Here is a 19,555-nt window from a genome sequence, read left to right as displayed (position 1 = left end):
CTTCTTCTTTGTTATTTTTGCTTAAAATTATTTTGACGTATCTCATTTCTTGCTATCTTTGTAAATTGAAATGAAGAACATGTTATATTGCCGAGTAATTTATTTTCGCAATCTATAATAATTTGCAATTAAAAATATGAAAAAGTCATTTGCTTTGACCATTGTGTCGCTTGCTCTTGCATTGTCGGCACAGGCAATCCGCCCTATCCACAAGGCGTTTCCAGTAAAACAAAGCGATGGTACCACCGTGATGCTCTATAAGAACGGTGACGGTCATCTCGCTTTCTACACCACAGAAGACCATCAGGTCGTTGTACGCAATGCCGACGGCACACTCTGCTATGCCAAGCTTGTGGGAACAGACCTTGTTGCTACCGACGTTGTAGTTCACGACATCACCAGCCGCACAGCTGATGAAATCGCTTTCGTCCAGTCGAATACGCTGAAGCCTACAGACCAGGCACTCGCCAAGCTTGCTTCTGCAAGGCCAAGACTTGCCGGCGCACAGAAGGTTGGAGGCTCGTCTACTTCAGACGGTCTCGGAAAGTATGGCACCAGCGCCACTGGCCCTATTCCGACAATCGGCAACATCAAGATTCCTGTAATTATGGTTGAGTACACCGACACCAAGTTCCAGCCCGAGATGACTACCGAGAAACTTAGCAAGATGCTCAATGCAGAGGGATATGCCGAAGACAACAAATGGGAGAAAGGTTCCGTTCGTGATTATTTCAAGGCACAGAGCCGTGGAATGTTCACTCCGGAATTCGTAGTGCTGGACAAGGTGCAGCTCTCTCAAGGATACGCATACTATGGCAAGAACTCAGGCGGTGCCCATGGAACCGGCGATGTCAACGCACTCGCAATGGTAAAAGAGGCTGTTTCGCTGGCAGTAGCAAACGGAGCCAATTTCGACCAGTTCAAGGTAAATGGAAAGATTCCTAACGTAGTTGTATATTATGCAGGTTGCGGTGAGGCAACAGGTGGCGACGACAACACCATCTGGCCACACGAGCTCGACCTTCCGTTGTCATACGGTAACATGAGCGGACATATCTTCAGCTCATATTTCGTGGGCAATGAGCTTTACGGAACAACAGAGCAGTATCTGCCAATGGGTATCGGAGTGCTCGTTCATGAGTTCGGTCATGCCATGGGTCTGCCGGATTTCTACGATCCGACATATTCTTACCAGGGCGATTCGGCTTTCGGCTATTGGTCAGTGATGGACGGTGGAGCATACGTAGACTATGCCTACGCTCCAATCGGATACAATGCCTATGAGCGCAGCTTCATGGGATGGCTCGACATCAAGGAAGTGCCGGAGTCAGGTCTCGTTACTCTCGCCAACCCTAATTCTGCAGAGGGCGATATGGCGGTAATGTTCCGCAATCCTAAAAACACCATGGAGTATTTCATCTTCGAGAACCGTCAGCCCGGCACATGGTATCCAGAGGACTTCGGTTCAGGAGTCCTGCTCACCCGTATCTCTTATAGTCCATCAGCATGGATGTATAACTCGGTAAACACCAACCAGACAAAGAAGCGTGCGATGGTAGTTCCTGCAGATGGAGCATTGCTCTCTGACGACCAGGGCAGTGAGTACACACTCTTCGGCAATGGAGTGAACTACAAGACAGAATATAGATACTTTGACGGTGGCACAGAGAACGACCGTCCTGCATACGGCATCATGAAGCAGCCGGACGGAAGCATCGTCATCAGCTTCAAGGACCAGAACGCCAAGCCGGAGCCTATAGCAGATGGTGGTGTCTATGAGAAGATTACCGATGTAAGCCAGCTTAATACAGACGACGTGGTGGTATTTGCAAATGAGGCAGCAGGCGTTGCAACAGCAGATGCCAAGAAGACACTCTTCACTGCAGTTTACACCAAGTTCGAGGACGGCAAACTATATGGCAACAGCATGGTTCAGGAGTTCAAGCTCACCAAGAACACTTCAGACTGGTATATCCGTTACAACACTACCGGCCACAAATATCTCTGCGCCACATCTTCCGGCGTTGGATCTACAACGAAGATTGACAAGAACGTATTCGCTTCTATCAACATTGAAGGAGGTGATGCCACTATCCAGTTCACCAAGACAAGATATGACAACAACAACTTAGCTTTCAGTCCTACCGGACTCTTCTTCTCTACCAACACCGGTATGCAGGGTGACTTCCAGATTTATCGTCTGATTCAAGGTTCCAACGGCATCAGCAATGCTATAGTTGACGAGAAGCCGGCAGACAACCGCATGTTCAACCTCGCCGGTCAGCAGGTGGGTGACGACTACAAGGGTATCGTAATCCAGAACGGCAAGAAGTTCATGAAGAAGTAATTCCTTGATATTATAACGCCGTGGCCACCTCCGTGGCGTCAGGCATATAATGACATAATCCAGCTCCCGCTTTGGTTCCGAAACAGGAATCCATGGCGGGAGCTTTCGTATATATATCCTCCCACCATTGCGTCTTCAGAAATTTCTATGCCTGGAAACGCTTGCGTATGTCGGATATAATTTGTAGATTTGCAAAATCATCGGCTTTATCACCGCCAATGATTATCTATTCACCTATGATAAACGAAATAGACCACATTTCCGTAGAGTCAGCCATGCAGGTTTACAACGGGCCCTCCATCGAGCACGACCTGCTGGTTTTCGACGACTTTGAAGAACTTCCAGTTATCGGCATTCCCAAGCGTATGGACTGTATTTTCCTCGCCGTATGTCTCGGCGGAGAAGCACATTATACAGTAGACACCGAGGAACGCACCGTCAAGGCAAACGATGTAATTATCATCAGCGAAGGACAGGTGCTCAACAACAGCTGGTTCAGCGACGACCTTTCAGGCATCGCCATCATGATGTCGGAAGATTTCTTCAACGAAGTGATAAAAGGCGTTCACGACCTCTCCTCACTCTTCCTCTTCTCCCGCAGCCATCCCGTTTTCGAACTCTCTGCCGAAGAAGTGGAAACCCTCATGACATATCTCCGTATCATAAAGCATAAAGTGGAGACCACTGACCACCACTTCCGCAGAGATGTGGTACGTTCCCTCATGGCAGCCATGATCTATGATATCAGCCATGTGATGTATGGAGTGCAGCAGGGCGACAAACGCAAGCAGACCCGTGCGGAGTCTATCTTCACAGAGTTCATCCGTCTGGTGGAGCAGAACTTCAGAGCCGAGCGCCGCGTGTCCTGGTATGCCGAGCGCCTCTGCATCACACCCAAATACCTCTCTGAGACCGTGAAGACCATCAGCCACCGCACGCCAAACGAATGGATAGACAAATATGTGACCCTCGAACTGCGTGTGCAGCTCAAGAACACGTCGAAGAGCATAAAGGAAATCGCCAAAGACCTCAATTTCCCCAACCAGTCGTTCCTCGGCAAATATTTCAAGGAGCATGTAGGCATGTCTCCTTCGGCATATCGCAAGAGTTGACAAGCCCCATAAATGCCTCTGATACAGCAATATTTTGCTTTCCAGAGGCTTAATGTCATAAAAAAAGGTAATAAATCAGACAATTTTCCCGATTATTGTAAGTAATTCGCTAACTTTGCCAAGATTTATTAGGTGCGAATTATCAAGTATAAGATATTATATAACAGATGTTGTTAAAACAATAAGTTTTTTTAGATGAACGTAATTACGAAAACAGTTCAATTGCCTGATGGCAGAACCATCAGCATTGAAACCGGGAAAGTGGCAAAACAGGCTGACGGCTCTTGTGTGCTCCGTATGGGCAACACCGTTTTGCTCGCCACCGTTTGTGCCGCAAAAGATGCAGTTCCCGGAACAGATTTCATGCCTTTGCAGGTAGAGTACAGAGAACAGTATGCCGCAGCAGGACGTTTCCCTGGCGGTTTTACAAAGCGCGAAGGCAAAGCAAGCGACAATGAGATTCTTACATGCCGACTGGTAGACCGCGCATTGCGCCCACTATTCCCAGCAGATTTCCACGCTGAAGTATATGTCAACGTGATTCTTTTCTCTGCCGACGGAGTAGACCAGCCAGACGCTCTGGCAGGTTTCGCTGCATCATGCGCCTTGGCATGCTCAGATATTCCTTTCGAGTGCCCAATCTCTGAAGTACGTGTGGCACGCATCAACGGCGAATATGTCATCAACCCAACCTTCGCACAGATGGAAGAGGCAGACATGGACCTCATGGTAGGTGCTTCTGCTGAGAACATCATGATGGTAGAGGGTGAGATGAAGGAAGTGTCGGAGCAGGATCTGCTCGGCGCTCTGAAGGCTGCCCAGGAGGCTATCCGTCCGATGTGCGAGCTTCAGACAGAACTGTCAAAGGAACTCGGCACCGACGTGAAGCGTGAATACTGCCATGAGGTGAACGACGAAGACCTGCGCAAGCAGATCAACGACGAGCTTTATCCAAAGGCATACGACGTTACGAAGCAGGCTCTCGACAAGCAGGCTCGTCAGGATGCTTTCGACAAGATCATAGCCGACTTCCAGGAGGCTTACACTGTCGCTCATGCAGACCTCACCGAAGAGGAGCTTGAGGAGAAGGTGGCACTCATGGAGAAATACTACCACGACGTGATGCGTGACGCAATGCGCCGTTGCATCCTCGACGAGGGCATACGCCTCGACGGCCGTAAGACCAACGAGATCCGTCCTATATGGTGTGAGGTCAGCCCACTGCCAATGCCACACGGAAGTTCTATCTTCACACGTGGCGAGACACAGTCGCTCACCACATGTACCCTCGGTACAAAGCTCGACGAGAAGATGGTTGACGATGTGCTCGACAAGAGCTACATGCGTTTCCTCCTCCACTATAACTTCCCTCCATTCTGTACTGGTGAAGCCAAGGCACAGCGCGGCGTAGGCCGTCGTGAGATTGGCCACGGCCATCTGGCATGGCGTGCGCTGAAGGGACAGATTCCTGCAGACTATCCATACACAGTGCGTCTCGTTTCTCAGATTCTTGAGTCAAACGGTTCTTCATCAATGGCAACTGTATGTGCCGGTACATTGGCGCTCATGGATGCCGGTGTTCCTATGAAGAAGCCTGTATCAGGTATCGCCATGGGACTCATCAAGAACCCGGGAGAAGACAAGTATGCTGTGCTGAGCGATATCCTCGGCGACGAGGACCACTTGGGCGATATGGACTTCAAGACCACCGGTACAAAGGACGGTCTTACTGCCACACAGATGGATATCAAGTGTGACGGTCTGAGCTTTGACATCCTTGAGAAGGCACTCATGCAGGCTAAGGAAGGCCGTGAGTACATCCTCGGCAAGCTCACCGATACTATCGCTGAGCCACGTGCAGAGCTCAAGCCACAGGTTCCACGTATCGAGGCATTCGATATTCCGAAGGAGTTCATCGGTGCCGTTATCGGTCCTGGTGGCAAGATTATCCAGCAGATTCAGGAAGAGTCGGGTGCTACAGTAACCATCGACGAGACAGACGGCAAGGGCAAGGTTCAGGTCAGTGCTCCTAACAAGGAAAGCATCGACAAGGCAATCTCAAAAATCCGTGCCATCGTTGCCATCCCAGAGGTCGGCGAGGTTTACGAGGGAACTATCCGCTCTATCATGCCTTATGGCTGCTTCGTAGAGATCATGCCAGGCAAGGACGGACTTCTCCATATCTCAGAAATCGACTGGAAGCGTCTGGAGACAGTAGAGGAGGCAGGTCTGAAGGAAGGCGACAAGATTCAGGTGAAACTGATGGAGATCGATCCTAAGACCGGCAAGTATAAGCTCTCACACCGTGTACTCGTTCCGAAACCGGAGGGATACGTAGAGCGTGAGCGCCGTCCGCGTCCAGAGCGTGGTGAGCGTCGTCCTCGTCCGGAGCGCGGCGAGCGTCGTCCACGTGGCGACCGCTTCAACAATGGCGAGCCACGTCGTTTCGAGCACAAGAGCAATGAGTCTAACGACTTCCACGATCCAATGGCGGAGCGTGAGCCAAAAGACTTCAATGACTCTCTCGATCACCTCGACTAAGAGAAATTCTATAATTTAGTATAAAGAAAATCCCCACGATGTCCGTAACGGATAATCGTGGGGATTTTCTTTGATGGTAGTGACTGATAGAGGTAATCCTCAAACAGTTCAAAGGTTGAATTATCTTATATTCTGATTTCTTTGGGTGTCAGAACATCAGGATTGTCAGAACATCCTGCTCACACGCTTTATGCCTTCAACAAGCGTGTCAACCTCTTCTCTTGTGTTGTAGAGGCCGAACGACGCCCTTACCGTACCTTGTATGCCCAAACGTATCATAAGCGGTTCAGCGCAATGATGGCCCGTTCTGACGGCAATTCCCAGGCGGTCGAGCAGCGTTCCCATGTCGAGATGATGGATGTCGCCGACGAGGAACGACACCACGGCGTCTTTGTGGTCAGCCTCTCCGAAGAAACGCATGCCCTCTATCTCCCTCATCCGTTTCATCGCATACTCCGTAAGGTCAGTCTCATGGCGCTGTATCTCATCCATTCCTATGCCCTGCAGATAGTCGATGGCAGTGGCAAGACCATGTGTCGCCACATAGTCAGGAGTGCCAGCCTCAAATTTGAACGGCAGTTTCTCAAACACCGTCTTCTCGAAGCTCACGCTCTCTATCATCTCTCCGCCACCCTGATACGGCGGCATGCGGTCGAGCCAGTCCTCCTTGCCGTAGAGCACTCCCACACCAGTAGGACCATACATCTTGTGTCCGCTGAACGCCATGAAGTCGCAGTCCAGATCCTGAACGTCCACCTTGAAGTGAGGAACGCTCTGCGCACCGTCAAGCATAAATGGCACACCATGTTCGTGGGCTATGCTTATCATCTCCTTCACCGGGTTTATCGTTCCCAGCACGTTGCTCACATGCGCCACGCTCACTATCCTGGTGCGTTCGCTGAAGAGCTTCCTGTATTCGTCCATCAGGATTTCACCCTTGTCGTTCATCGGTATCACCTTCAGACAGATGCCCTTCTTTGCCGCCTGCAGCTGCCACGGCACGATGTTGGAGTGGTGCTCCATGGTGGAAACTATCACCTCGTCGCCCTCGCCCATAAACTCATCGGCAAACGACGACACCACGAGGTTCAGCGCCTCGGTAGTTCCTCTGGTGAATATCACCTCGTTGGTAGACTTTGCGTTGATGAACGCTCTCACCTTCTCTCGTGCCGCCTCATGCAGGTCGGTGGCCTGTTGCGACAGGTAGTGGACACCACGGTGAACATTGGCGTTCACGTTGAGATATTCATCTCTCATCGCATCGAGCACACAGAGCGGCTTCTGTGTCGTTGCGCCGTTGTCCAGGTATACCAGCGGCTTGCCGTACACCTCGCGGCCCAGAATAGGAAAATCCTGACGTATCTTGTTAATGTCGTACATTGTCGTTATAGCTTTATTTCATAAGCCAGACGAGCTGGCTCTTCTACTTACACAATTTGCAGCCCTCACATTTGTTCAGTTCGCCTCTGAAGCGCTTTTCCACGAGATAGTGCAGACGGTCGCGCAGCGGCTCCAGTTTCATGTGGTCTATCACCTCGTTGATGAAGGCGAATTCCAGCAGCAGCTTTGCCTCCTTCTTGCTTATTCCGCGCTGCTGCATATAGAATAGGGCAGCGTCGTTGAGCTGTCCCACGGTGCTGCCGTGAGCACATTTCACGTCGTCTGCATAAATCTCCAGCATAGGCTGCGTGAACATGCGTGCCGTCTTGGTGGTGCATAGGTTCTGGTTTGTCTCCTGCGATGTGGTGTGCTGTGCACCGTGGCGCACGAGCACCTTTCCGGCGAAGGCTCCCACGGCATTTTCATCGAGCACATATTTGTATAGCTCGTTGCTCGTGCAGTGGCCCACCTTGTGGTCAATCAGCGTGTTGTTGTCCACGTGCTGGTCCTTGTCGGCTATCACGCATCCGGCGAGGTTGCATTCGGCACCCTCACCCTCGAACGCGAGGTCTGTGCGGTTGCGGGTCGTACCATTGTGCAGCGTTATCACGTTGTGGTTCACCCTGCTGTTAGCCTGCTGGCTGATGAACACGTTGCTCACCCTCACGTTCTTGGCATGAGTCTCCTCCAGGCAGTAGAGGTCAAGTCCGGCATTCTCTCCCACATAAGCCTCTATCACCTGTGTGGCGAGGAAGCGGCGGTCGTCGGCGGCATGGTCGCAGAAGAGCAGTTTTATTTCAGCACGGTCTTCCACGATGATCAGCACCCGGCGGTTCACCATCAGGTCAACGTCAGATCTCAGTATGTTTATCACCTGTATCGCCCTGTCCACCACAGTGCCCTTCGGCACGTATATCAGCAGGCCGTCCTGCGCCAGCATGGTGTTCAGCGCCGTGATGCCGTCCTCCTCCGTCTTCGCTATCTTGGCGTAGTATCTGCTTATCAGCTCCGGCTTCTCGGCGGCGATTCTTGCCAGAGAGTCCACAATCACTCCCTCTGGCAGTTCCTTCTTGGGCAGTGCCTTGTCGTAGAAACTGTCGTTCACCACGAAGTATAGCGAAGTGCTAAGGTTCGGCACATCGCATTTGAAAGCCTTGTAAGGGTCAACCGGGATTTCCAGACGGTTGATGTTCAGACCATAGTCTGGTTCAAACAGCGATGGAATGTCGGTGTATTTGTATCTTTCCACCTTCTTCGTAGGAAATCCGAGACGCTTGAAGTTCTCGAAAGCCTCGTCCCTCACGGCGTTCATCACCTCGCAGCTGTGTTTCCGCAGCATGTCGCGGCATTCGCCGTAGAGATCGATATATTGTTTTTCGCTTTGCATATCTTACAGTTCTCCTATTTCTTCCTTTATCCAGTCGTATCCTCGGGTCTCAATCTCCTTGGCGAGCTCCGGTCCTTCAGTCTTCACGATGCGTCCCTTGTATAGAACGTGAACAACGCTTGGCTTTATCATGTCGAGCAGTCGCTCGTAGTGTGTGATGACGATGGTGGAAGTCTCCGGCGTGTGCATCTTGTTCACGCCCTCTGCCACGATGCGCATGGCGTCAACATCGAGTCCCGAGTCTGTCTCGTCCAGAATGCTCAGTTTCGGTTCGAGCATAGCCATCTGGAAAATCTCGTTGCGTTTCTTTTCTCCGCCGCTGAATCCCTCGTTCACGGAGCGGCTTGCCAGTTTGCTGTCCAGCTCCACCACCTTGCGTTTCTCTTTCATCAGCTTGAGGAATTCGCCCGCTGTCAGCGGCTCCTTGCCTTCATATTTGCGCTTTTCGTTGATGGCAGCCTTCATGAAGTTGTTCATCGACACTCCCGGAATTTCCACCGGATACTGGAATGAGAGGAACAGTCCCTCGTGTGCACGGTCTTCAGGCGACATCTCCAGCAGGTTCTTGCCGTTGAAAATCACTTCGCCTTCAGTAACCTCATAGAGAGGATTGCCCACGAGCACGGCGCTCAGCGTACTCTTTCCCGAACCGTTAGGTCCCATTATGGCGTGGGTCTCACCGTCCTTCACCGTAAGGTTGATGCCTCTAAGTATCTCTTTGTCGCCGATCTTGGCGTGCAGGTTTTTTATCTCTAACATATTATCGTTCTTTCTTTTTGTTTCCTTATATTTTTTGCAAGTCATTATCCCACGGTGCCTTCGAGCGATACGCTCAGCAGCTTCTGTGCCTCCACGGCAAACTCCATCGGGAGCTTGTTGAGCACCTCCTTGGCATATCCGTTTACTATCAGTCCTACAGCCTGTTCTGTCGGTATGCCGCGCTGGTTGCAGTAGAAGAGCTGCTCCTCGCTTATCTTGCTCGTAGTTGCCTCATGTTCCACCACTGCCGAGTCGTTGTGGATGTCCATATACGGGAAAGTGTGCGCTCCGCAGTCGCTGCCCAGCAGCAGTGAGTCGCACGATGAGTAGTTGCGGGCGTTTTCGGCGTTCGCCGTGGCGCGCACCAGTCCGCGGTATGAGTTCTGGCTGTGTCCGGCAGATATACCCTTGCTGATGATGGTGCTCTTGGTGTTCTTTCCGATGTGTATCATCTTGGTGCCTGTGTCAGCCTCCTGGTAGTTGTTCGTCACGGCAACACTGTAGAACTCAGCCTGCGAGTTGTCGCCGCGCAATACGCACGACGGATATTTCCATGTTATTGCCGAACCCGTCTCCACCTGTGTCCAGGATAGTTTGGAGTTCACTCCGCGCAGGTCGCCGCGCTTCGTCACGAGGTTCAACACGCCGCCCTTTCCGTTCTCATCGCCCGGATACCAGTTCTGCACGGTAGAGTATTTCACCTCCGCATTGTCCTTCACGATGATTTCCACTATGGCGGCATGCAGCTGGTTCTCGTCTCTCATCGGTGCTGTGCATCCCTCCAGATACGACACGTAGGCATCGTCTTCAGCGATTATAAGCGTGCGCTCAAACTGTCCTGTGTTTCTTGCGTTGATTCTGAAATAAGAGCTCAGCTCCATCGGACATCTCACTCCTTTGGGGATGAAAACGAACGAACCGTCGCTGAACACGGCACTGTTGAGGGCGGCGAAATAGTTGTCGCGGTATGGCACCACGCTTCCCAGATATTCCTTCACCAGGTCGGGGTGCTCCTTTATCGCCTCGCCGATAGAACTGAATATTATTCCCTTCTCGGCGAGTTTCGCCTTATAGGTGGTCTTCACCGACACGGAGTCCATGATGGCATCCACTGCCACTCCGCTCAGCGCCAGACGCTCTTCGAGGGGAATACCCAGCTTGTCGAAGGTCTTCATCAGCTCCGGGTCAATCTCCTTGTTCACTGGTTTCTTTGCCAGCGGGTCGGCATAGTATGATATTGCCTGATAGTCAATCTCCGGCAATTTCACGTGTCCCCATGTTGGCTGTTCGAGCGTCTTCCAGTAGTTGTATGCCCGCAGTCTGAATTCGAGCATCCATTCCGGTTCGCCCTTCTTCTTTGAGATGAGTCTCACGATGTCCTCGTTCAGACCGTTCTCGATGACGTCTGTGTGCACGTCGGTGGTGAAGCCGAACTCATATTTCTGCTCCGCCACCTGCTTTACAAACTCGTTTTTTGTATCTTTAGTTTCCATACTTCTTTTGATGTTCACACATTATTATATGTTGAATTTGCAAAGTTACTAATTATTGCCTCTTTATTTGCAGCGTTTGATGATTTTTTACCACTTTGCCGACACACTTTCTGATATCCGGTGCTTTTTTCTCTTTTTCAGTCGCACTTTTCAGTCATAATGACCTATTGTGGGTGAATGGGGCAATAGATTTTCGGGTTGGGGTTAGAGATGAAAATAAGGGTAGGGTAGAATCTGTGCTGACCGACTCGCCAGCTTTAGAAAAGCGGCATAATACGGCAAGATGAAAAAGTTTCCTTATCCCACACCAATCAGCATGGGATAAGGAAACGGTATGCTGTGTCATCTCAACCAAGCCTCCGGGTTGAGTTTTGTGAATCCTTTGTGTAGCTGGAACTGCAACACGCCGTTGCCGTCCACTGCTCCAATCGACTGTCCGGTGGACACGCTCTGGCCGACGTGTACGTTGACTGAAGAAAGGTTGCAATATACCGAGATATACTGTCCGTGGCGTATCATTACGCCCTTCACACCCATCACGGTGAAGATCTTGCTCACCTCGCCGTTGAATATCGACCTCACGCCGGCTCCGGCGCCACACTTTATGTTGATGCCCTTGCTGTCGAGTCTCACGTTGCTGAGACCCTCCACGTTATACTGTCCGTAATGTGTGATGATGCGGCCCGATGCCGGCATAGGCAGACGACCGCGGTTGCTCTCGAAATTATGGTTCAGCGCACGGTCAGCGCTGCTCACCGACGCAGCCACCCTGTTCTCTTCGTTTGCCTTTGCCACCTCAGAGTCGTGTCTCCTTTTGTCGGCAGCCGCCTTGCGCTCAGCCGCCTCACGGTCAGCTTCCGCCCTGCGGGCAGCCGCCTCCGCCTTGGCACGCGCCTCGGCATCCCTCTTCTCGGCAGCCGCCTTCGCAGCCTCCGCCTTGAGGCGAGCTTCACGCTCCTTTGCCTCCTTGATGCGACGGGCGTTCTCTCTGGCAGCCGCCTCCGCTTCCGCCTTCTTGCGTGCCAGTTCAGCCTCACGTTTGCGCTTCGCCTCTGCGGCAGCGGCAGCCTTGCGTCTTGCTTCCGCTTCGGCACGCGCTTTCGCCTTAGCCACCTCTTCGGCGATGAGACGGTCAATCTGTGAGTTCAGCGCAGCGTCCTTCTTGCGCTGTTCGTTGATTATGGCCTGTATCGTCTTCTGCTGTTTCTGCAGCGAGTTCACCATTTTCTGCTGCTCTGTCTGCTTTCCTTGCAGTGCAGTCTTCTCCTGCTGTCCCTTATAGAGCATTGTGTTCTTCTCGCCCTTCACGGTCTCCAGCTGCTTGTGCTTGTTGGTTATCTGGTTCTGCTTGTTCTTCACCATCTCGCCCTGGGCACGCTGGTATGCGGCGTATTCCCTTACGAATCTCAGTCGGCGATACATCTGTGTGAGACTGTTGGCGCTGAAGATGAACATCAGTTTGTCTTGTATCGTACGGGTTCTTGCCAGGTAGCGCATCGACTTGATGTATTTCGCCTTTCGGTCGTCGAGCTGCTGTTCCAGGGTAGACAGCTGTGCTTTCAGCATAGAGATGTTACCTTCGATATGGGTGATATCCTTCTGTATGCCGTCGATTGTCTTCTGGTGCTGGTCAATCTCGCCGTTGATGGTCATGAGGTCGTCGAGTCGTTTCTTCACGTCAGCCATGTTGGCACGCAGCTTCTGTTCCTGTTCGCGAATCTGCTTCTGAACAGCCGCGCGCTGGTTCTGCAGTCCGCGTATCGATGCATTTGTGTATGTGGGTTTCTTTTTTCCCTTTGCGGTGCGTTTCTTTCCGCCTTTTGCCGCGTTTCTTTTCCCGCCTTTAGCCGCAGTGGAGGCTTTGCGTACGGGCTTCTTCTTGGCCACGGCAGTCGTCGTGGTCTTCTTCTTCGTCTGTGCGTCAGAGGTGGCAAACGGCATGTTCGCCACGGTGAGAGCCAATATTAAAATGATTAAACGATACATTTTCCTTTGGTATATCTTATCTTTTTTTTGTTTATCCAATCCTCCTACAGTCCGCCCAGCTGGTTCATGATATCCTCAACGCTCACCTGCTTGTATTTCGATGAAACCGTTGTTTTTGCCTCCCATTTGTCGTCGGTATCCAGAGAGTTGAGTTGCAGACGGAGCGACATCTTGTTGGCGTTGCGCACCGCCTTGGTGCTCATTGTCAGGAGGATGTCGGTAGGGAATTTCTTCGTACCGAGCGCCTTGAAGTTAGAATATCTGCATGTCACCGATGCTGCATCGCTTTTGTTGGCGTTATATTTCGCCTTCACCGAATTGATGAGAGCCGTGTTCGGGTCAGCAGTCCATTCGTATGACATCTTGTTGTAGGCGAGCGCCACATGGTTGCTGTTGGAAGCCCCGACATTGAGCGTCACGTTGAAGTTTTTCAGCGATGAATCCGTGGTTTTTTGTGTTCCAGGCACGAAAAGCTGGTTCCAGAACAATGCCTGCAGCGCATAGAAGTCCAGTCCGTTGCGCTGAAGGAAATCCACGCTGTCATACGAGGTCTTCACGTATTCCTTGTGTATTCTGTCCACGAGCAGTACGTAGTCTTTTGTGAATTCCAGTCTTCCGGCCTCCATGATGCCGAATGGAGTGAGTTGTATTCTTATCACCTCGTCCTTTCTCATGTGTAGCGACCCGGCCACGGAGATGTCCTTGCTGCCCGTGTTCATGGTGAACTTTATCTTCGACACGATATTCCTGGCGTATGCCGCATTGTCGGTCACCTTTCTCAGGAAGTCCATCTTTGCCGTTTCCATCGCCCTTTCGCTCTTGGCGTTCTTGCCGTGGGAGTTGCCGGCGGCGGTTGCCGTAGTGTTCCTTATCTCAGCGCCGTCATTGGTGACAGCCTTCTTCGTTCCGCATGATGTAGTGAGTGCGGCTATAGTCAATGCCACACCGAGGATTGTGAATTTACCGTATTTTCTCATTTTTCCGTTGGGATATATTTCTTGTATCTGATCTTTTGTTCTATCGCTTGCGCATCGCCTCCGGCACTTATTGCCTTTTTCCACATTTCTATAGCCTTGTCCGTCTCGCCGAGCTTTATATATATGTCGCCGGCGTGGTCTAGCAGCACGTCGCTGTTTGTGGTGTCGTTGGCAATCGCCTGTTCGATGTATATCTGTGCTTCGGCATATCTCTCCATGCAGAAGAGCACCCAGGCATAGGTGTCGAGGAACGTACTGTTTGTAGGTTCCGCCTTCACCGTCTTGTAGCTCATGTGCTCCGCCTTTGAGAGGTCGCCTCCGCTCACGCTGATGTAATAGGCGTAGTTGTTGAGGCATTCCACATTGTCCTCCTTCCATTGCAGACAACTGTCGAAGGCAGCATAGGCACCGTCGGTGTCACCCTTCTCGTGCAGGATGTTTCCTATATATTCATACATGTCAGACACGATTGACGGTTCGCTTGTGTCGGTGGCTTGTGCCACACCCTTTCTGAATATGTCGAGAGCCTTTTCATCCTCCTCCTTCTGTATGTATGCGAAGCCGAGGAAATAATAAAACACTATTTCATCGGGACAATATTCCACTGCCGGTTTGCAGATCTTTATCAGTTCGTCCTTGTCCTCCTTGTCCCATAGCGTGCGTATGAGTTCTATTCTCGCCCCCTTGTTGTCGGGTTCGATTTCGAGAATCCTGTTCAGCGCCGACACCAGACTGTCTTGTGGCATCTTCTTCAGCGACACGTAGGCAGCATAGATTTCTGCTATTTTCGTGTCTTTCTGTTTCTGAGAGAGCAGTCTGTTGAAGATGTTCAGGATTTTGGTGCTGTCGCCGCCGGCATCCTCACTCTTAGATATTATATTCCTCAGTATCGTTACCTTCGTATCTGTGGCGGTCTGTGGAGAAACAAGCAGTTGCTCTTCTGTGATATTTGCGATGGAATCGAGCTTTTCAGCCCTGTAGTAGTCCACCATCGATAGCTTTGCCAGTTCATTTTCCGGTTCCTCTTTCAATACCTTTTCCAGTATCGAGAGAGCCTGCTTCTTCTTGTCGTGCTGCAGTAGCCAGTTGGCTGTCATCACCTGATACGACAAGTCGTTAGGGTATCGGTCCACGAATTTGCGCAGCGTGTTGTATTCCTCTTTCGTCTTTCCCTGCATGGAATAGATGTGCATCTTGGTGAGCACCGTCTTTTCGCTCTCGCCGTCGGCAAGCTCCATCCTCTCCATCGTGTTTATCATCTTGGAGTAGTTCTTCTTCTCGTTATAGAGTTTGAGGAGAATTTCCAGCACCTCCGTGCGGTCAGGGTTGGCGGTATACAGCTTTTCGTAAGACTTTATCGCGTTGTCGTAGTCCTTGGTGCTAATGTATGTCATGGCGAGCCTCTCCAGATATGTGTTGTTGTCGGGGTTCAGCTCAGCCGCCCTTTTGATGTCGGCGATAGCCATCTCCTTGGAGTTCAGCGACTCGTCGTAGTTAGACAGTGCATAATGCACCTCTGCCGCATTGGGGTCTATCCTCTTGCAGTGTAGCAGCAGCATGTATGCATCGTCGTAGTTTCCGAGCGCCTGCTGCTTTGCCGCTTCCTCATAGAAGTAGCGCAGTCGCAGTTTCGTGTTGAGACAAGTGTCGGCGGATGGTGTGCTTGCCTCCTTGTCGCTTGTCCTGTTTTCAGCGACAATGGTCTTGTTGCCCGAGGCAGTACGCCCCGTGCCGCAGCCTATGAGCGTGGCAACGCCCAGCAATGCCGCCATCGTAATCAATGTGGTATGTCTTGATATTGTCATTTTACTCCCGTGTGTCCGTATCCGCCGGTTCCCCTTTCAGTGTCGTCAAGTTCCTCCACTTCGATGAAATCAGCGTTTTCGTGCTTTGCGATAATCATCTGTGCGATTCTCTCGCCATCGTTCACGATGAAGTCGGTGTCGGAGAAGTTCACGAGCAGCACCTTCAGTTCGCCGCGGTAGTCCGCGTCGATAGTTCCCGGAGTGTTGAGCACCGTGATGCCATGCTTCAGAGCCAGTCCGCTTCTCGGTCTTATCTGTGCCTCGTAGCCAGCCGGCAGCGCCATATACAGCGCTGTAGGGATCAGCATCCGCTGCATCGGCTTCAGCGTTATCGGTTCGTCGATGTTTGCTCTCAGGTCCATGCCTGCGCTCAGAGGCGTGGCATATTCGGGCAGTGGGTGATGTCCCTTGTTTATTATCTTAATTTTAATCATAACTGCAAAAATAACCATTTCCTTATAAATAAACGCCATATAAGTCAATATTTTAGCGTTTTTCAACTAATATCCAATCTTTGCCGTATCTAAACGATGCGTAATTCGCAAATTATTAGTAACTTAGCACCCGAATTCCAAAGGGCTGCCACATTTTGGGCAAGCCAAATCATAAATATGTATTTAATTTGAAGACATTTGAAGAACTTGGTGTCAGCGAAGAGATTCGCCGCGCCATCGCAGAACTGGGCTTTGAATCGCCCATGCCAGTACAGGAAGAAGTAATCCCCTATTTGCTTGGAAACAAAAACGACGTCGTCGCCCTCGCCCAGACCGGAACGGGCAAGACGGCAGCATACGGTATACCTGTGTTGCAGAAGATAGATCCATCCGACCGTTCCACACAGGCGCTCATCCTGTCGCCGACACGCGAACTATGCCTGCAGATTTCCGACGACCTGAATGACTTCGGCAAATATATCGGCGGACTCAACGTGGTGCCGGTGTATGGCGGCACGTCGATACAAAACCAGATACACTCGCTCAGACACGGCGCCCAGGTTATCGTTGCCACACCGGGACGACTTATCGACCTGATGAACCGCGGTGCAGCGAAGCTCGACAACGTGAAGAACGTGGTGCTCGACGAGGCAGACGAGATGTTGAACATGGGATTCTCTGAGAGCATAAATGAAATCTTCGACGGCATGGAGTCGGGCGACCGCAACACGCTGCTCTTCTCTGCCACCATGAGCAAGGAGATAGAGAAGATAGCCCAGAACTATCTCCACGACGCCAAGGAAATCGTGGTAGGAAGCCGCAACGAGGGAGCCGAACACGTGAACCACATATACTATATGGTAAACGCCAAGGACAAATATCTCGCCCTGAAGCGTATCGTGGACTACTATCCCAAGATCTACGCCATCATCTTCTGCCGCACGAAGAAAGAGACCCAGGAGATTGCCGACAAACTGATACACGACGGATACAACGCCGAATCGCTGCATGGCGACCTGTCGCAGCAGCAGCGCGACCTGACGATGCAGAAGTTCCGTCAGCACCTCACGCAGTTGCTCGTGGCTACCGACGTGGCAGCCCGCGGACTCGACGTCGACGACCTGACACACGTCATAAACTACGGACTGCCCGATGATATCGAGAGCTATACCCACCGAAGCGGACGAACGGGAAGAGCCGGCAAGAACGGCACTTCGATAGCCATCGTCCATACCCGTGAGCGCGGAAAGATGCGTGCCATAGAGAAGGTGATACAGAAAGATTTCGTGGAGGGAAAGATTCCTACAGCCGAGGAGATATGCAAGAAGCAGCTCTATAAGGTGATGGACCAGATAGTGAAGGCCGACGTGAATGAGGAGGAGATAGAACCGTTCATGGCAGACATCAACCGCTATTTTGAATATGTAGACAAGGAGGATATAATAAAGAAGATCGTCAGCATGGAGTTCGGCAAGTTCCTTGCCTATTATGCTGATGCTCCAGAGATTCTTCCGCCGTCGGCATCATCCCGTGGCGACCGCAAGGAACGCTCTACCCGCAAGCGCGGCGAAGGCGGCAAGCGCGAGCCACACAAGGCGGAGCCGGGATACCAGAAACTCTTCATCAATCTCGGCAAGACCGACGGTTTCTATCCTGGAGAGATAATGCAGTTCCTCAACCGCAACATCAAGGGCCGTCAGGAAGTGGGACATATCGACCTGCTCGACCGCATCTGCTACATCGAGGTGCCTGAGAAGGATGCCACCAAGGTGATGCGTGCCATCGACGGCACTACATACAAGGGACGCAGCGTGCGCTGTAATGACGCTGACGATACCGGACGCCCAGCCGGCAAGCAGTCGGGACGCGGCTCGCGAGGACAGGCTGGAAAATTATCCGACCGCCCCACAAGAGGCAGGAAAAAACACGATGAAAACGATGATTTCGGTAAGTTTGAGAAGAAATCAAAGCGTAAGAACAACAAGGTGGACAACGGTGGCTTCAATGACAACGGCAATGAAAGTGACTGGCGCCAGTTCTTCCGTCAAGACGATGTGAAGCTCGTAGGCGAAGAGCCGGATTTCTCTGAAGAGGGATGGGCACGCCGTCGTCCGAAGAAGAGCTGATACTCTCTCTCTCCGTATTACAATATGTTGCGGAGCTTAATTGATACAATTCGCCCCATCTTGTATAGGTCCTCGTCTTACCGATGGCCATTCAAGATGGGGCGATTTGTATTCAGTCAGCCGAACAGTCCGGCGATGGTAGGCTTTTTGGCTATCGTGCTCGATATCCTTATCGTCCAAGCACCACATTCCTGCCTAATGTTCTGAGGCAGGATGTTGGAGTCGCGCAGTTTGCGAAGCCATTCTCTGAGTGGTCTTCCCGGGTGAGCCTGTTCGTCGGCAAGCAGTCCGGCTTTGGCAAGTTCGCGGTTAGCCTCCATTTCATTAATCTCTTCCTTTCCCGAGCGAATCATGTATTCATCCAATACCTTGATCACTCCACTGATATTTTCCCTGGTAGTAGTCATAACATCATATATTTTAAGTTGATAAGAAAACTACTACAAAAATAGGTATATTAAATGATAAGTTGTTTGAAAAACCTGTGAATTAATGACTATTTAATACTAATGTAAACATTATTGCTTTCAAAGTGTATATTTATTTAGAGAATAAACAGAAAATTTCTATTTTCCCCTCATCCGTCTGTGATGATCAGTAATGTTTACGCAGATTATCATTCATCAGTATTGAGTCGCCTACGATGAAGGTCTTCACCTCTCCGTTCGGCTTCTTTATGATGCACATGCTTTCTCGCATGTACTGGTTGCGGCCGTTGGAAGATTGTGTGGCAGACTCTGTGAAATATTCATTTATGTTTTTACATAGTGATATGAATTAAGGTTGTTTTTGCAATATTCGGAAAAATAATTGAGATTTGCAAATAAATCATGGAATATCGTCAAAACTGTCAGATTGTCTGGTTTTTTGCTGTAATATTCTGACATACAGATAGTTGACTGTCATGCGATTGTCAGGCAATTGTCTGGATGGTTTGCTGATGAGAGGAATTGTCAGATGGATGGAATTGCATGCATTGGCTGAACTCCGTAAATGGGCAGGTATCGGGAACCAAATCTGCCCAACAGGGGCAAGCACCGTGCCCATGATGGGTAAGCACGTTGCCCCAGGTGGGCAAGCACCGTGCCCAATTTTAATCCAAATCGGTCATTAGACCTTGTTTGTATTTTGAGTTTAATCAACAGAAAGATTATACTGCCGCAGTCACCTGAGTCTATGCTAATAGTCGGTGAACTGGCGCAAGAAAA

13 protein-coding genes are annotated in these 19,555 nt (G+C 50.9%); 4 read left to right on the top strand and 9 right to left on the bottom strand.

The window, feature by feature from the left end:
* The first annotated feature begins 136 nt into the window (after positions 1-136).
* From ST42_RS06400 to pnp, 3 genes are all read left to right on the top strand, one after another.
* Positions 137-2,347, top strand: coding sequence for a M6 family metalloprotease domain-containing protein (locus ST42_RS06400; RefSeq protein ID WP_052488264.1), 2,211 nt, complete (start codon positions 137-139; stop codon positions 2,345-2,347).
* 236 nt (positions 2,348-2,583) lie between these two features.
* The gene (locus ST42_RS06395; RefSeq protein ID WP_042517991.1) at positions 2,584-3,459 is read left to right on the top strand and encodes an AraC family transcriptional regulator; all 876 of its coding nucleotides are present in this window, start codon (positions 2,584-2,586) and stop codon (positions 3,457-3,459) included.
* A 195-nt stretch (positions 3,460-3,654) separates the two neighbouring features.
* The gene (gene pnp / locus ST42_RS06390; RefSeq protein WP_044072903.1) at positions 3,655-6,000 is read left to right on the top strand and encodes a polyribonucleotide nucleotidyltransferase; all 2,346 of its coding nucleotides are present in this window, start codon (positions 3,655-3,657) and stop codon (positions 5,998-6,000) included.
* Between the two features lie 165 nt (positions 6,001-6,165).
* Here pnp and ST42_RS06385 read toward each other — a convergent pair whose 3' ends face one another.
* The 8 genes from ST42_RS06385 to dut form a co-directional block, all read right to left on the bottom strand.
* A complete protein-coding gene (locus tag ST42_RS06385; RefSeq protein WP_042517947.1) occupies positions 6,166-7,380 on the bottom strand; it encodes an aminotransferase class V-fold PLP-dependent enzyme in 1,215 nt (404 codons plus the stop codon).
* A 43-nt stretch (positions 7,381-7,423) separates the two neighbouring features.
* On the bottom strand, positions 7,424-8,767 hold the full coding sequence (gene sufD / locus ST42_RS06380) for a Fe-S cluster assembly protein SufD (protein ID WP_044064616.1): 1,344 nt from the start codon (positions 8,765-8,767) through the stop codon (positions 7,424-7,426).
* 3 nt (positions 8,768-8,770) lie between these two features.
* Positions 8,771-9,526 carry a Fe-S cluster assembly ATPase SufC gene (gene sufC, locus ST42_RS06375; protein ID WP_044064615.1) on the bottom strand — a complete coding sequence of 252 codons (756 nt, stop codon included), beginning with the start codon at positions 9,524-9,526 and terminating at the stop codon, positions 8,771-8,773.
* Between the two features lie 44 nt (positions 9,527-9,570).
* On the bottom strand, positions 9,571-11,019 hold the full coding sequence (sufB, locus tag ST42_RS06370) for a Fe-S cluster assembly protein SufB (RefSeq protein ID WP_044064614.1): 1,449 nt from the start codon (positions 11,017-11,019) through the stop codon (positions 9,571-9,573).
* A 342-nt stretch (positions 11,020-11,361) separates the two neighbouring features.
* Positions 11,362-13,005, bottom strand: a complete 1,644-nt coding sequence (locus tag ST42_RS06365) for a murein hydrolase activator EnvC family protein (RefSeq protein WP_044072902.1) — start codon at positions 13,003-13,005, stop codon at positions 11,362-11,364.
* Between the two features lie 44 nt (positions 13,006-13,049).
* Positions 13,050-13,982 (bottom strand): DUF4292 domain-containing protein, encoded by a 933-nt coding sequence (locus ST42_RS06360; RefSeq protein ID WP_052488263.1) that lies wholly within the window; start codon positions 13,980-13,982, stop codon positions 13,050-13,052.
* A complete protein-coding gene (locus tag ST42_RS06355) occupies positions 13,979-15,787 on the bottom strand; it encodes a tetratricopeptide repeat protein (protein ID WP_044072901.1) in 1,809 nt (602 codons plus the stop codon). The genes ST42_RS06360 and ST42_RS06355 overlap by 4 nt, the downstream gene beginning before the upstream one ends.
* The gene (gene dut / locus ST42_RS06350) at positions 15,784-16,221 is read right to left on the bottom strand and encodes a dUTP diphosphatase (RefSeq protein ID WP_044072900.1); all 438 of its coding nucleotides are present in this window, start codon (positions 16,219-16,221) and stop codon (positions 15,784-15,786) included. Before dut ends, ST42_RS06355 begins: the two co-directional genes overlap by 4 nt.
* A gap of 188 nt (positions 16,222-16,409) precedes the next feature.
* On the opposite strand from dut, the gene ST42_RS06345 reads away from it, so the two are divergent.
* Entirely contained in the window at positions 16,410-18,347 is a 1,938-nt protein-coding gene (locus ST42_RS06345) for a DEAD/DEAH box helicase (protein ID WP_044072941.1), read from the top strand.
* A gap of 116 nt (positions 18,348-18,463) precedes the next feature.
* Here the strand turns inward: ST42_RS06345 and ST42_RS06340 are convergent, their stop codons facing one another.
* Positions 18,464-18,754 carry a hypothetical protein gene (locus tag ST42_RS06340; protein WP_042517962.1) on the bottom strand — a complete coding sequence of 97 codons (291 nt, stop codon included), beginning with the start codon at positions 18,752-18,754 and terminating at the stop codon, positions 18,464-18,466.
* Positions 18,755-19,555 lie beyond the last annotated feature (801 nt).

The sequence above is a fragment of the Prevotella pectinovora genome (assembly GCF_000834015.1).
Classification (GTDB): Bacteria; Bacteroidota; Bacteroidia; order Bacteroidales; family Bacteroidaceae; genus Prevotella; species Prevotella pectinovora.
Note: the sequence above shows the minus strand (reverse complement) of the source record. Positions and strands in the feature narration are given on the sequence as shown.

Excerpts from the sequence above, each read along its gene's own strand:
- ST42_RS06360 (WP_052488263.1), bottom strand. The coding sequence starts at position 13,982 with ATGAGAAAATACGGTAAATTCACAATCCTCGGTGTGGCATTGACTATA.
- ST42_RS06395 (WP_042517991.1), top strand. The coding sequence starts at position 2,584 with ATGATAAACGAAATAGACCACATTTCCGTAGAGTCAGCCATGCAGGTT.
- ST42_RS06340 (WP_042517962.1), bottom strand. The coding sequence starts at position 18,754 with ATGACTACTACCAGGGAAAATATCAGTGGAGTGATCAAGGTATTGGAT.
- sufD (WP_044064616.1), bottom strand. The coding sequence starts at position 8,767 with ATGCAAAGCGAAAAACAATATATCGATCTCTACGGCGAATGCCGCGAC.
- dut (WP_044072900.1), bottom strand. The coding sequence starts at position 16,221 with ATGATTAAAATTAAGATAATAAACAAGGGACATCACCCACTGCCCGAA.
- ST42_RS06365 (WP_044072902.1), bottom strand. The coding sequence starts at position 13,005 with ATGTATCGTTTAATCATTTTAATATTGGCTCTCACCGTGGCGAACATG.
- ST42_RS06385 (WP_042517947.1), bottom strand. The coding sequence starts at position 7,380 with ATGTACGACATTAACAAGATACGTCAGGATTTTCCTATTCTGGGCCGC.
- ST42_RS06400 (WP_052488264.1), top strand. The coding sequence starts at position 137 with ATGAAAAAGTCATTTGCTTTGACCATTGTGTCGCTTGCTCTTGCATTG.
- ST42_RS06355 (WP_044072901.1), bottom strand. The coding sequence starts at position 15,787 with ATGACAATATCAAGACATACCACATTGATTACGATGGCGGCATTGCTG.
- sufB (WP_044064614.1), bottom strand. The coding sequence starts at position 11,019 with ATGGAAACTAAAGATACAAAAAACGAGTTTGTAAAGCAGGTGGCGGAG.
- sufC (WP_044064615.1), bottom strand. The coding sequence starts at position 9,526 with ATGTTAGAGATAAAAAACCTGCACGCCAAGATCGGCGACAAAGAGATA.
- pnp (WP_044072903.1), top strand. The coding sequence starts at position 3,655 with ATGAACGTAATTACGAAAACAGTTCAATTGCCTGATGGCAGAACCATC.